At 27.1% G+C, this 13790-nt stretch carries 16 protein-coding genes; 4 read left to right on the top strand and 12 right to left on the bottom strand.

Annotated features, from left to right (window positions below; translation table 11 throughout):
* Positions 1-85: 85 nt before the first annotated feature.
* From secF to R5Z65_RS01255, 5 genes are all read right to left on the bottom strand, one after another.
* Positions 86-970, bottom strand: a complete 885-nt coding sequence (gene secF, locus R5Z65_RS01275; protein ID WP_317366554.1) for a protein translocase subunit SecF — start codon at positions 968-970, stop codon at positions 86-88.
* Positions 971-982: 12 nt separating this feature from the next.
* Positions 983-2362: a protein translocase subunit SecD gene (secD, locus tag R5Z65_RS01270; protein ID WP_317366553.1), complete on the bottom strand. Its 1380-nt coding sequence runs from the start codon at positions 2360-2362 to the stop codon at positions 983-985.
* A 128-nt stretch (positions 2363-2490) separates the two neighbouring features.
* Positions 2491-3852, bottom strand: a complete 1362-nt coding sequence (gene scfB, locus R5Z65_RS01265) for a thioether cross-link-forming SCIFF peptide maturase (protein WP_317366552.1) — start codon at positions 3850-3852, stop codon at positions 2491-2493.
* Between the two features lie 199 nt (positions 3853-4051).
* A complete protein-coding gene (gene scfA / locus R5Z65_RS01260; protein WP_317366551.1) occupies positions 4052-4195 on the bottom strand; it encodes a six-cysteine ranthipeptide SCIFF in 144 nt (47 codons plus the stop codon).
* A gap of 101 nt (positions 4196-4296) precedes the next feature.
* Entirely contained in the window at positions 4297-4698 is a 402-nt protein-coding gene (locus R5Z65_RS01255; RefSeq protein ID WP_317366550.1) for a TIGR04086 family membrane protein, read from the bottom strand.
* A 121-nt stretch (positions 4699-4819) separates the two neighbouring features.
* Between R5Z65_RS01255 and R5Z65_RS01250 the strand changes: the two genes are divergently transcribed.
* A complete protein-coding gene (locus R5Z65_RS01250; RefSeq protein WP_317366549.1) occupies positions 4820-5656 on the top strand; it encodes a PHP domain-containing protein in 837 nt (278 codons plus the stop codon).
* Between the two features lie 9 nt (positions 5657-5665).
* The gene (gene smpB / locus R5Z65_RS01245) at positions 5666-6136 is read left to right on the top strand and encodes an SsrA-binding protein SmpB (protein ID WP_317366548.1); all 471 of its coding nucleotides are present in this window, start codon (positions 5666-5668) and stop codon (positions 6134-6136) included.
* A 386-nt stretch (positions 6137-6522) separates the two neighbouring features.
* Here the strand turns inward: smpB and R5Z65_RS01240 are convergent, their stop codons facing one another.
* Positions 6523-6681: a hypothetical protein gene (locus R5Z65_RS01240; protein WP_317366547.1), complete on the bottom strand. Its 159-nt coding sequence runs from the start codon at positions 6679-6681 to the stop codon at positions 6523-6525.
* 80 nt (positions 6682-6761) lie between these two features.
* On the bottom strand, positions 6762-7493 hold the full coding sequence (locus R5Z65_RS01235; RefSeq protein ID WP_317366546.1) for a pseudouridine synthase: 732 nt from the start codon (positions 7491-7493) through the stop codon (positions 6762-6764).
* A gap of 124 nt (positions 7494-7617) precedes the next feature.
* Here R5Z65_RS01235 and R5Z65_RS01230 point away from each other — a divergent pair, with 124 nt between their 5' ends.
* Both R5Z65_RS01230 and tpx read left to right on the top strand, forming a co-directional pair.
* On the top strand, positions 7618-8031 hold the full coding sequence (locus tag R5Z65_RS01230; protein ID WP_317366545.1) for an endosialidase: 414 nt from the start codon (positions 7618-7620) through the stop codon (positions 8029-8031).
* A gap of 258 nt (positions 8032-8289) precedes the next feature.
* Positions 8290-8775, top strand: a complete 486-nt coding sequence (tpx, locus tag R5Z65_RS01225) for a thiol peroxidase (protein ID WP_317366544.1) — start codon at positions 8290-8292, stop codon at positions 8773-8775.
* A 69-nt stretch (positions 8776-8844) separates the two neighbouring features.
* On the opposite strand, the gene dnaB is transcribed toward tpx, so the two are convergent.
* The 5 genes from dnaB to R5Z65_RS01200 form a co-directional block, all read right to left on the bottom strand.
* Complete coding sequence (gene dnaB, locus R5Z65_RS01220) at positions 8845-10209, bottom strand: replicative DNA helicase (RefSeq protein ID WP_317366542.1); 1365 nt, start codon at positions 10207-10209, stop codon at positions 8845-8847.
* Positions 10210-10217: 8 nt separating this feature from the next.
* Positions 10218-10667, bottom strand: a complete 450-nt coding sequence (gene rplI, locus R5Z65_RS01215) for a 50S ribosomal protein L9 (RefSeq protein ID WP_317366541.1) — start codon at positions 10665-10667, stop codon at positions 10218-10220.
* Positions 10668-12368, bottom strand: coding sequence for a DHH family phosphoesterase (locus R5Z65_RS01210; RefSeq protein ID WP_317366540.1), 1701 nt, complete (start codon positions 12366-12368; stop codon positions 10668-10670).
* Positions 12369-12426: 58 nt separating this feature from the next.
* Entirely contained in the window at positions 12427-12738 is a 312-nt protein-coding gene (locus R5Z65_RS01205; RefSeq protein WP_317366539.1) for a MazG-like family protein, read from the bottom strand.
* 169 nt (positions 12739-12907) lie between these two features.
* On the bottom strand, positions 12908-13741 hold the full coding sequence (locus tag R5Z65_RS01200) for a YihY/virulence factor BrkB family protein (RefSeq protein WP_317366538.1): 834 nt from the start codon (positions 13739-13741) through the stop codon (positions 12908-12910).
* Positions 13742-13790: the final 49 nt, after the last annotated feature.

The raw sequence follows: 13790 nt of genomic DNA, 5'->3' as shown, positions 1-13790 counted from the left end.
AAATAAATAGACTATCTATAAAGATAGCCTATTTACATATTTTTTAAATATAAAATTTTTATAAAATCTCTAAATATTAATATATTTAACTATTTTTTGTTTTAAAATTATTTAACATATACCATATAGGACCTGCTATAAATATAGATGAATAAGTTCCACAAATAATACCAATAGCAATAGGTAAAGCAAATACTTTAACAGATTCTACACCAAATATATATAAACTAATTACAGTAAAGAATGTAGTTAAAGATGTAAATATAGAACGTCTTAAAGATTGATTTATACCATCATTTATAAGTTTTTCATCTATTTTACCTGCTCTGCCTTTATTTTCTCTTATTCTATCAAAAATAACTATTGTAGCATTTATAGAATAACCAAGGACAGTAAGTATAGCAGCTATAAAAGCATCGTTTAAAGGTACTCTAAAAATTGCATAAAATGCTACTAATATTAAAGCATCGTGTAAAAGAGCAATTATAGCACTAGCTCCTGTTTTAAAGTTTTTAAATCTAAAAGAAACATATATAAGCATAGCTATACAAGACACTACAATAGCTAAAATAGATGACCTTTTCATTTCACTACTTATTGTAGCGCTTATATCTCTAATAGAGTAATCTTTATCAGTTAAGCTATATTTTTTTGATATAGCATCTGTAAGAGCAACTCTTTCCTCTTGATTTAATGAACGCATTTTTATAATAACACTTTCACCATTACCAACAATCTGTATTTGAGCATTATCTATGTTTACACTATCTTTTAATAAATTAGCTATATCTTCGTTTTTAACCTCTTTACCACCTAAAGATACCTCAATAGATGTACCTCCTGTAAACTGTATATCATAATTAAAAAATCCTTTACCTTGACTATTGTTATAAAACATAAATCCAAGTCCAACAGCTATAATAATAATGGATATAGCAAAATATATATATCTATTTTTTATTATATTCATTTTAAAGCCTCCTTATTTACCACCATATAATTTAGGCGATTTTATCCCTGCATTAACCATAGCTTTAACAATTATTTTTGTAACAACTAAAGCTGTAAACATAGAAAGAACTATACCAAGCATTAATGTTTGAGCAAAGCCTTTTATAGGACCACTACCAAGCCAGTATAAAACTGCACCGGCTATAAGAGTTGTAATGTTACTGTCTAATATAGCAGGAAATGCTCTAGAAAAACCTTTGTCTATGGCTAATTTTAAAGTTCTTCCTTGTAAAATTTCTTCTCTTATTCTTTCAAATATAATAACGTTAGCATCAACGGCCATACCAACAGATAATATAATACCAGCTATACCGTGTAAAGTTAAAGTTATGTTAAGACCATTTAAGAATATAAGCTCTAAAAGTATATATATAACAAGTGCAAGGCTTGCTGCAAACCCTTTTGCTCTATAGAATAAAATCATAAATACTAATACTAAAGCTATACCAACAGCACCACCTGTAATACTTGTTTTTAAAGCATTAGCCCCAAGTGTTGCACCTATTGTGTTCATTTCTAATATTTCAAGCTCAAAAGGTAAAGACCCAGCTCTTATTAAAGATGCTAGTTCTTCGGCAGATTCTATATCAAAGTTACCCTCAATAATGGCTTTACCATCTGGTATAACAGCATTAACAGTAGGTGCACTTATAATCTCATCATCAAGCATAATAAGTATAGGCTTTCCTATGTTAGCCTCTGTTGCAATTTTAAAGTCTTCTTTACCTTTTTCATTAAATTCTAAGCTTACTACTATTTTAGATTGGCCACCTTGGTCTGTATATGCTTGTTTTTTAGCATTAATAACATCTTCGCCTTTAACAACAACTTGACCATTAATATCTACAAAAGATAATTTAGCAGTTTGTCCTATTTCAGATACAGCAGTTTCAACATCATCAATCCCAGGTATTTCTACCCTTATTCTTTTGTCGCCTTCTTGATAAACATTAGCCTCTGTCCAGCCTTTTCTATCAAGCCTTTGTTGTATCATAGAAATAGCAGACTCCATTTTTTCTTTCCAAGATGCTTCACCTAAAGATTCTACATCTTCTTTTTTGTCAGATTCTTCTTCGCTTTCATTTTGGCTACTTTCTTCGCTAGATACTTCTTTAGATTCATCTTCTACCGTTGTATCGTATTCGCTAGAAATTTCTTTATTATTACTTTCTATTTCTTCTTGTGCTTCATATACAATATAAACACCACCACTTAAATCAAGGCCTTTTTCTATGTTTTTATAGCTAAGTATATGCCCATTTCCGTATCCATTGTAAGATGTATAAAAAAGTACTCCAGTAATAATAAATATTATAAAAAGTAGTAATACATTTTTATTTTTTGTTTTCATATATTTACTCTTCCTTTCTTGTTTAAGCTATTAATAGTTAAACAATACTGTATATTAATTACTTATTTTTTATATTTATAGTATGTTCTATTTTTTTAATAATATTTTTAAAATTGTTAAGTCATATTTTAATCTTGATTTATAGCTTCATAAACTTTCATCATTATAGAACATTCTGTTCTTTTCTTTTGCATTTCACAGCCTATATCATAAGGCGTAACTAAGTCGTTGTGCATATTATTAGAGCTAGCAGCACAGCCACCACTACAATAAAATTTTGCCCAACAGCTTTTACAAGCAGGTTTAGAGTATACATTTATACTTTCAAAATTTTGTCTAATATCTTTTCTTAAAACACCCTCAAAAACACTACCCATTTTAAAATCATCTTGTCCTACAAATTGATGACAAGGGAATAAATCTCCCTCTGGTGTAACAGCTAAATATTCTGTTCCAGAGCCACAGCCAACTAACCTTTTATATGCACAAGGGCCACCAGTTAAATCTATCATAAAGTGGAAAAAGTTAAATCCTTTACCTTCTTCTTTTCTTTTAATCATTTCTTTAGCCAAACTTTCATATTCTTCAAATATTAAAGGCAAATCTTCTTTTCTTATGGCATAGTCTTCTGTTTCTTCTGTAACAACAGGCTCTACACTAATTTGCTTAAAGCCCAAATCGGCAAGATGTAACACATCTTTTGCAAAATCAAGGTTATTTCTTGTAAAAGTACCTCTTACATAATAATCCATTTGGTTTCTATCTTCTGCCATTTTTACAAATTTAGGAACAATATTGTCATAGCTACCTTGCCCACCAGCACGCACACGCATTTTATCATTTATTTCTTTTCTACCATCTAAGCTCAAAACAGCATTGTGCATATGCTCATTTATATAGCTAGCTATTTCATCATTTAATAAAATACCGTTTGTTGTCATAGTAAATCTAAAAACTTTGTTATGTTGCTTTTCTACACTTCTTCCATATTCTACTATTTCCTTAACAACATCAAAGTTCATTAAAGGCTCTCCACCAAAAAAGTCTATTTCAAGGTTTCTTCTAGAGCCAGAATTTTCTATTAAAAAGTCTATAGCCTTTTTACCAACTTCAACACTCATAAGAGAACGTTTACCGTGGTATTCTCCTTCTTCTGCAAAGCAATATTTACATTTAAGGTTACAATCGTGGGCTATATGTAAACATAGTGCTTTAACAACAGGTTGCCTGTTATCAACCTCTGGTATAATTCCAGAAAATATATCTGGAGAAAATAAAATTTCATTTTCTTCAAGCTCTTTTAACTCTTTATAGGCTTCTTTTATATCATTTTCGTCATATTTTTGTTTTAATATATTAGTTATATTTTCTAATGTTTCTTTCTTATAATAGTCTAATATATCATAAGAAACATCATCTACACAATGAACAGAACCACTATTAACATCTAATACAATGTTTAACCCGTTCATTTTATACTTATGTATCATTTTAATCCCCTTTCAAATATATTATTAAAATAATACTTCACTATTTTATAGCTAGATATCCAGTATAATAGAGCATAATTTAAATAATACTATCCTATTAAAGTATCCTTACTAAATTTTTATTATTTTAATATATTTTTAATAGTACTTACTAATAAACCATAGCTTAAAATAGCTTAAGCTATGGTTTATTAGTAAATTATTGTACCATTTCACATTTTTGGTTAGCAACTGTACAAGATGTTTTACAAGCAGATTGACAAGATGTTTGACATTCACCACAACCACCTTTTGCCATAGTGCTTTTAAGTAATTTAGTGTTTAACGTTTTAATATGTTTCATTTTGTATCCTCCTAAAAATGCTAAGTTTAATTTATGTACAAAATATTATAACACAACTTTCATATTTTTTCCACTTTTTTTTAATAATTTAACCTTTAAAATTAGTTTTTTCTAGTATTTATTCCAATGATACCACCTATCCCACCAGCAGATATAGACAATATAATAATCATTATCATTTTAGATGTTATTTTCATAACAGGTAAAACACAAAAGCTAATCATAATCATAATAATAGCATATACTAACCCTACTATCATTCCAAATAGTAGCCCCTTGCTATTTACTCCTTTAGATGCTATAAAACCACCTATTAATACAGATACAACAGTAGTTATCATTACAACCATTTGAATGTTTTTTTCTGTTACTTCTGTATATGCTAGTAATATTCCATATACAATAAAAACTATTACGGTTAATAAATATGAAAAGACAGTGCCTTTTGTTAAAGACAATATAGCATTATTCCCTTTATTACTGGTTTTATTATTATTTGCCATAAATATCCCTCCTAATAAATATATTTTTATAAAAAACTTTTTCATTACTATTGTATTAATTTAAAATTTGTTTTATGATATTAATAGTTTATTTATAAAATTTATTAAAGGAGATGTTTTTATGATAGACCTTCACACACATTCTACTTATTCTGACGGTACATATAGCCCAAAAGACCTTATAGAGCTAGCATATAAAAATGGTATCAAAGCAATAGCTATAACAGACCACGATACAATAGAAGGTATATCTTATGCTAAAGAAAAAGCAAAAGAGCTTAATATAGAGCTTATTAATGGGGTAGAATTTTCTGCAAACTATAAAGGTATAGAAATACACATTTTAGGCTATTTTTTAGATATAACTAATAAAAACCTTTTAAATTTACTAAAAGATTTAGAAAAAACAAGGAATAAAAGAAATTTAGAGCTTATAGAAAAACTAAACAATATAGGGCTTGATATATCTTTCGATTATGTAAAATCTTTATCAGGTTCAGGGTTAATTACAAAAGCACATTTTGCAACTGCATTAGTAAAAAAAGGCTATGCAAAAACAAGAAATGATGCCTTTAGCCTATATCTTGGTAAAGGTAAACCGGCATATGTACAAAGAGTTTTAATATCTTATAAAGATGCAATAAACTTTATACATAATGCAAATGGTATTTCTGTTTTAGCACACCCTATAATATATAAATTATCAGAAATGGATTTAGAACTAGCTATAAAAGACTTAAAACATAGTGGACTTAATGGTATAGAATGCTATTACCCTTCCAATACATTAAAACAGACTAATTTTTTACTGTCTTTAGCCAAAAAATACAATTTAAAAGTAACAGGTGGTAGTGACTTTCACGGAGAAAATAGACCAAATGTATCATTAGGAAATATTTTTTTAGAAAAACAACTAGATTATAAAATATTAGAAGACTTAAAATCTATAAGGAGGTAAATATAAAATATGAAAGATAAAAATAATATAAAAATAATATCACAAAATAAAAAGGCATATCACGACTACTTTATACTAGAAACTTACCAAGGGGGCATAGTTTTAAAAGGAACAGAAGTAAAATCTTTAAGAGCAGGAAGATGTAACCTTAAAGATAGCTATATAAAAATAGAAAATAATGAGGCATATATAAAAAATATGCACATAAGTCCATACGACCACGGCAATATTTTCAACCACGACCCTTTAAGAGATAAAAAACTTCTTCTTCATAAATATGAAATTAACAAGCTAATAGGTGCTTCTACAATAGATGGGCATACACTTGTTCCTACTAAAATATATTTTAGTGGTAGCTATGTAAAAGTAGATGTAGCAATAGCAAAAGGTAAAAAGCTATATGACAAACGTCACGATATAGCTAAAAAAGACCAAAAAAGAGAAGCAGAAAAAGACTTTAAGCTAAAGCTACAAGCATAAATAAAAAGCTCATTGTAAATACCATAATAACTTAACCTAAATAATATTTTTATTAAATAAAACCTAATAGCTACATATAGCCACTAGGTTTTTATTTAAATTATTTAGATGTTAATCTAACTGTTTTTAATACTAATATATAAAAATTTTAACTCTTTTATGTTAATAAAAATAATTCTATAAGCAAATAAATATAAATGCCCAAATCAAAGATAAAGCAAGCTCAATAATACTTCTATATTGCCTTATTATATATCTCTATGTTATATTTTTAAAACAAGTATATAACTTTCATTTTAAAAATATAACTATCTTACCTTTTTTAAGTGTATATTTATATTTTATATTTTTCTTAATTTTAAATACTATTTAATAAAAAAGTATTTTTATTGTTCATTTTCTCTTAATATTCTAGTACTGTCATTAATATTTTCTACAAATCTACTATTATTTATAATAACAACTATACTCATTAAAAAAACTCCAATAATAATAAGTAACCCTGGTGTTATCTTACTTTTCTTTTTAACTTCTTCTTGAAACATTAACCTACCTCACTTTTATGATATAAAATATTATATTATTTTTCATACTTATTTAAACGTAAAAAATATATAAATGTTTTCTATTTTCCGATAAATTTTTCAATAATTCTCATTTCTTCGTCATTAGCTAATCTATACTCCCCTTCTTCAAGGTTTTCATCTAACTTTATGTTATCAAAACTAGTTCTTTTAAGGTAAACAACCTTTCTACCAAAAGCTTCAAACATTCTTTTTATTTGATGATACTTTCCTTCTCTTATAGTAATATTTACTTTAGAAAAATTATCGGCACTATATTCTATAGATAATTTTGCAGGCAAGCACTTATACCCCCCACCAATAACTACACCTTCTTTAAATTTTTCTATATGCTCTTCAGTTATTTTACCATTTATATGGGCATAATAAGATTTTTCAATATGTTTTTTAGGGGATAATGTGTTATGGGCAAATCTTCCATCGTTAGATAGTATTAAAAGTCCAACTGTATTCTTATCAAGCCTACCAACAGGGAATAATTTCATTTTTTTGTATTTTTCTTCTAATAAATCTATTACAGTTTTTTCGTTTTCATCTTCTGTAGCAGATATAACCCCTTTTGGCTTATTTAGTATAATGTATATATATTCATCATAAGATACAACTCTTTTATCAAAAGTTACAACATTTTTCTCCATATCTATTTTAGTATCACATTTTATACAAGGGCTACCATCTACCCACACTCTTCTAAATTTTATATAATCTCTAACCTGACTTCTACTACCTATACCAGCATTAGACAAAAATTTATCTAGTCTAACAAGTGCCATTTATTTCCCTCCTAAAATATTCTATATTTTTTTATATACAAATCATTTGTCTTTTGATATAATTATAATATATTTTATTTATTATGTCGATTATTTTATAAAATTTATTTAGGAGGATTAAACTATGTCTGCAATACAAGAAGGAATTACTTTAAATGAAGACAAAACATTAAGCTTTGGTAATTACGAAGTTACAGAAAAAATTAAAATTACAGATTTTAACGTAGATGGCAATATATATAAAATTAGAACGCATAATGAAGTTACTAGGCTTTCTAAAAACGGTAACCTGTTATTAGAAACAGTGCCAGGTGCTACAATACATAATTTTTATGTAACAGAAAAAGAAGCTAATTTTTCCATAGAAGGCTTAGGAGATACTCTTGTAACATTAGAGCTTGAGCCTAACACAAACTATTCTTTATTTATAAATGATGTTAATATAGATAAAATAAAAACAAACCTTTCAGGTAAAATAAATTTTAGTACAACTCTTTCTAAAGAACCACAAGAAATAAAAATTGAAAAACATAGCTAATATTTTATTATATATAGGTTATACTTTATTGTATAACCTAATTTTATTATTACAATTAAGATATGACTTATATTTTAAATGGAAATTATATATGATTTTAAATAAAAAGTAACCAAAAATATATAGTTTATATCTTTATATAAATTATACAAAAATACAATAAATAGATATTTTTTTAAAATTGCTATTGACTTATTTTAATTTAAAGTGTATTATTTTACTATACATTAATTTATTTTAGATAGGAGATTGATTTTTATGAATATAACTTTCGCTGGTAATCCTTTAACATTAAAAGGTAAAGAAGTTAAAGTAGGAGATACAGCTCCAGACTTTTTATTAACTAATACAGATTTAAACGATGTTTCTTTAGCAGATACTAAAGGCAAACGTGTATTTGTTGTTGTTCCATCTTTAGACACACCTATATGTGATATGTCTGCAAAAAGATTTAATGAAGAAGCTGCAAAATTAGACAACGTTTCTATTTATGTTGTATCTATGGACTTGCCTTTTGCACAAGCAAGATGGTGTGGGGCTACAAGTTCAGATAAAATAACTACTTTATCTGATTATAAACATAGAAGTTTTGGAGAAAACTACGGAACATATATTAATGAGCTTGGTTTATTAACAAGGTCTATTTTCATAGTAGATGAAAATAACAAAGTTATTTATGTAGAATATTCTAGTGAAGTTAAAAACGAACCAAACTTTGACGCTGCTTTAGCTGCTTTAAAATAATTTTTATATAATTGTAATCTACTTATTGTATTTAATAAAGGGTATGGACTAATCCATACCCTTTATATTTTATAAATCATTATATGTTCGTTCTAAATTAGCAAATTTTGTATATTGCCCAAGCCAGCTAAGGTTTACTGTACCAACAGAACCATTTCTTTGTTTAGCAATAATAACTTCTGCCTGTCCTCTTTTTTCTGTTTCTGGGTTGTAATATTCTTCTCTGTATAAAAAGCAAACAAGGTCGGCATCTTGTTCTATAGCACCAGACTCTCTAAGGTCAGATAACATAGGCTTAGGAGGTTTCCTTTGCTCCACTGCCCTACTAAGCTGAGATAGTGCCACAATAGGTACATTTAACTCTCTAGCTAACCCCTTTAAAGAACGTGATATATTAGATATTTCTTGTTGTCTATTTTCATTTTTACCACTACCGTTCATAAGCTGAAGATAATCTATAACAACAAGCCCTAAATTTTTTTCTTTTTTTAATCTTCTACATTTTGCTCTAAGCTCTGGTATAGTTATAGCAGATTTATCATCTATATATATAGGTGCATCAGATAATGCACTAACAGCCTCTGCTATTTTATACCAATCATCAGATTGTATATCACCTGTCCTAAGCTTTTGAGCATCTACCAAAGCCTCTGTGCAAATCATACGGTTTACCAGTTGTTCTTTAGACATTTCTAAGCTAAAAATAGCAGTTGTAACATTTTTATGAAGGGCTGCGTGCTGTGCTATATTTATAACAAAAGCAGTTTTACCCATAGAAGGCCTACCAGCTATAAGTATAAAGTCAGAATTTTGCAGTCCAGATGTTTTCATATCAAAATCTACAAATCCTGTTTCTATACCTGTTACTTTACTTTTATTCCTAAAAAGATTTTCTATATTTTCAATAGATGTTTCTAGTACCTTGCTAATAGGAGAAAAGTCATCTAAATTAGAGTTATCACCTATGTTATCAACTATTTTTTCTACCTTTTCCACAATATTTTCTATTGTTTCTGTATTGTCAAATGTCAAAACATTTATATCTTTAGATGCTTTTAAAATTTTTCGTCTTATAGACTTTTCTTTAACTATATCTGCATATTGCTTAGTTAAAGCACTTGTAGAAACTATATTATAAAGCTCTATTATATATTCATATCCACCTACATTATTAAGCATATCCATAGCCTCAAGCTTATTTTTTAATGTAATAACATCTACATTATGGCTATTAGAGTACATACTTATCATAGCTTCAAATAATATCTTATGTTCGGGACGGTAAAAATCTTCTGCTTTTAGCATTTCATAGGCAATAGATATACCATCTATATCAAATATCATACAACTAAGAACAGCTTGTTCTGCCTCAAAATCATTAGGTGGTATTTCAGGGTTTATGTTAGGGTTTATGTTAGGGTTTATCTCTGCCATATTTATACCTATTTTTGTTCGCTAATAGTTACTTTTAATGTAACAGTAACCTTAGGGTGTAGTTTAACACTAACTTCTTTTTCACCCAATGTTTTTATAGGGCTTGATAAAATAATTTTCTTTTTATCTACTTCTATACCTGCTTGTTCTTTTAAAGCAGTAGATATTTCTTTATTTGTAACAGTACCAAAAAGCTTTCCATTATTTCCAAGTTTTACATTCATTTGTAACGTTTTAGCCTCTATTTCTTTACCAAGAGCCAAAGCATTATCGTATTCTTCTTGTTTTTTAGCATCTTCTATTTTTTTAATATTATCCATTTTAGTAAGATTGTTTTTATCTGCTAATACAGCTAATTTTTTTGGCAATAAAAAGTTTTTAACGTATCCATCGTTTGCATTTATTATTTGGTCTTTTTTACCTACACCTTTTACATCTTCAAGTAATATAACTTTCATTTATTCTTCCTCCTTAAAATATTCATCTATTGCACCTTTAAGCATATCCATAGCCTCATCAACGGTAACATCTTTTATTTGTGTAGCAGATATAGATTGATGCCCACCACCGCCAAGTTTTTCCATTATTATTTGTACATTCACTTCTCCAAAACTTCTAGCACTAATAGATATGCCATTATTTACTTTACAAAGTACAAAACTAGCATTTATATTGTCTATGTTTAATAGCTCATCACAAGCCTGTGCCACCACTAGTAATGGGTTATCTATTTCATTTTCTAATACTGCTATTGCCATATCCTCTCTATATAACTTCATATTAGATACAACATTTGCTCTAGCATTATAACTTTCTATACTATTTTTAAATAATTTTTTAACTCTAATAGTATCAGCACCTTTTTTCTTTAAAAATGCTGCTGCTTCAAATGTTTTAATACCTGTCTTAAATGCAAAGTTTTTAGTATCTACTATAATACCTGCAAGTATAGAATCTGCCTCTACTTGTTTTATAGGAATATTTTTATTAATATACATAAGCATTTCTGTTATAAGCTCACAAGTAGAAGAAGCATATGTTTCGTGGTATGTTAAAACAGCATTTTCTATATAATCTGTTCCTTTTCTATGATGGTCAAAAACTACTATTTTTTTAACTTTATCTACAAGCTCAGGGCATTCACAAAGTCCTTGTTTGTATACATCTACTATTATTAAAAGTGTCTTTCTATTAACAAGCTTTAAAGCCTCCTCAGACGATACAAAAACATCTTTATACTTTTCATCTTTTATTACTCTGTCATATAAATATGATACAGAAGATGTTATATCATTTAAAACTATTTTACAACTTTTATCTAATGCAGAAACAATAGAGTATACACCAATACCTGCCCCCATACAGTCTAAATCTGTATGCCTATGGCCCATAATAATAACATTTGATGCGTCTTCTATAAGCTCTGTTAGAGCATATGCTTTAACTCTTGCTCTAACTCTAGAGTTTCTATTACCTTCTTTAGAATGTCCACCAAAAAATTGATAGTTTTCACCATCTTTTATAATCACTTGGTCTCCACCACGGCTAAGAGCAAGGTCTAAAGATACTCTGGCAAATTCCATATTTTCATCTAAGTTTTCGCCATTTTTACCTATACCTATAGATAATGTAACAGGTATAGTATTTCCCATATCTATTTCTCTAATGCTATCTAGTATATCAAATTTATTTTCTTTAAGTTCTTCTAGTCCTTCTTGAGATAAAATAATTATATACTTATCCTTTTCAAATTTTTTAACAACCCCACCCAAATCTTTAGCCATTTTTTTTATTTTTCTATCTACAATAGCAAGTATAAGAGGGTGTCTAAATTCTTCTAAACTATCTAAAACTTCATCATAACTATCTATAACAAGTAATCCTACTGTTGTTTTATCTTTATCTAGTGTTTTTATTTCACTAAAAAATAAGTCATAATTTTGCTCATTTTTTCTTAAAAGAACATTATACCCTATTTGATTAATAATCACTTGTTGTTCTTCTTTATTAAAGTTAAAATCTTCTATTATATCTTTTATGTTAGCCTTTTCTTCTATGTAAGGTATAATATTTTTTTCAAAAGCAATATTGTAAGAAACAAACATTCCATCTGGTGCTATTTTTAAAGCACTAAAAGGTATATTATCAAAATTTTTCATAATAAATCCTCTCCAATAAATTCTTTATCAAAAAGATTAAGAAAAATAACTTCCTGCATCATAGTTTATTAAAATATCTTAAAAGTTCTTTTACATCTTCATTAAAAATGTCAGTTTCATCTAAAACACCTATTTTTAATTTTTTATTTATTTTCAAAAGTAATGTTTCTGGGCTTATGCCAATCTTTTTAGCAAGTATATATATTAGTATAGTTAAATCGGCAAATATTTCTATCTTATCTGCTTCTGTGCTGTCAGGTTGTATAAAACTATTATGTAAGTCAGACACCCCTGCTAATATTTGCCCTTTTAATATTTCTATCATTCTAATATTTTTTGTAATATCTAGCTGATTATCAAAATTTATCATAATATCCCCTCATAAAATACTTTTCATTAGTCATAATAATATTTTACTAGTTTATGTATATTTTATCAAATATTATAAAAAACAAAATTTTTCAAAATAAATTACATTTAAACTTTTATTAATATATTTTTTTATTTTAACACATTTTATCTAACTTTTCAACATTTATCTAACTTTTAAACACCTTCTGTTTTTCTAATATAGCATTAATTTGCCCCCCCAAAAGCAAAACCAATGAAATCATATTTATCCATATAACTAACACAAATATACTCCCTATACTACCATATATTTTAGAATACCTAGAAAAATTGTTTATGTATATGTTAAATCCTTTAGATAATATGAGCCAGCTAAAAACAGATATTAAAGCTCCTGGCAATATGCTTTTTAAGGTTACATTTCTCGATATAGATATTTTGTAAATAACTAATACCATAACTAATAAAACAAGCCCTACAAGTATATATAAAAATGCACTATCTAAAAAATATGGTATAAATTCTAAAGGTGTATATTTTATTATTAAATCTCGTATATAATCGCTAAATATAAAAAGTAACAAAGAAAAATTTACCAATATAGCAAATATAAATACTAGCATAACACTTGTACCTCTTTTTAATATAAAACTTCTATTATCTTCTTGCTCATATGCTCTATTTAACCCTTGTATTATAGAATTAAAGCCAGTTGATGCACTATATATAGTTATTAAAAAACTTGTAGATAGTAAACTAACGCTTTTTGTCTGTATAACTTCTTCTAAAAATACTATTAATATATTTTCGATAGGCTTAGGTAGTGTTTTGCTAGCTTCTATAATATATTCTTCTAAATTAAGATTATAAAATCCAAGAAGCGTCATAAGAAATATTATAAAAGGAAACATTGCTATAAGTAATTTATATGTTAAAGCATTAGACATTAACATAAGCTCATTTTCAGATGCCTTTTTTATTAAAATTTTTATAAACTTTATAAATTTTAAAATTTTATTCATATTCATCACCATTTTATTTATTAAATATTTTATAATAATTATATAATAA

The sequence above is a fragment of the uncultured Tyzzerella sp. genome (assembly GCF_963558545.1).
Classification (GTDB): domain Bacteria; phylum Bacillota; class Clostridia; order Lachnospirales; family CAG-274; genus Tyzzerella.
The sequence above is the reverse complement of the archived record's forward strand: the minus strand, read 5'-3'. Positions and strand labels throughout refer to the sequence as shown.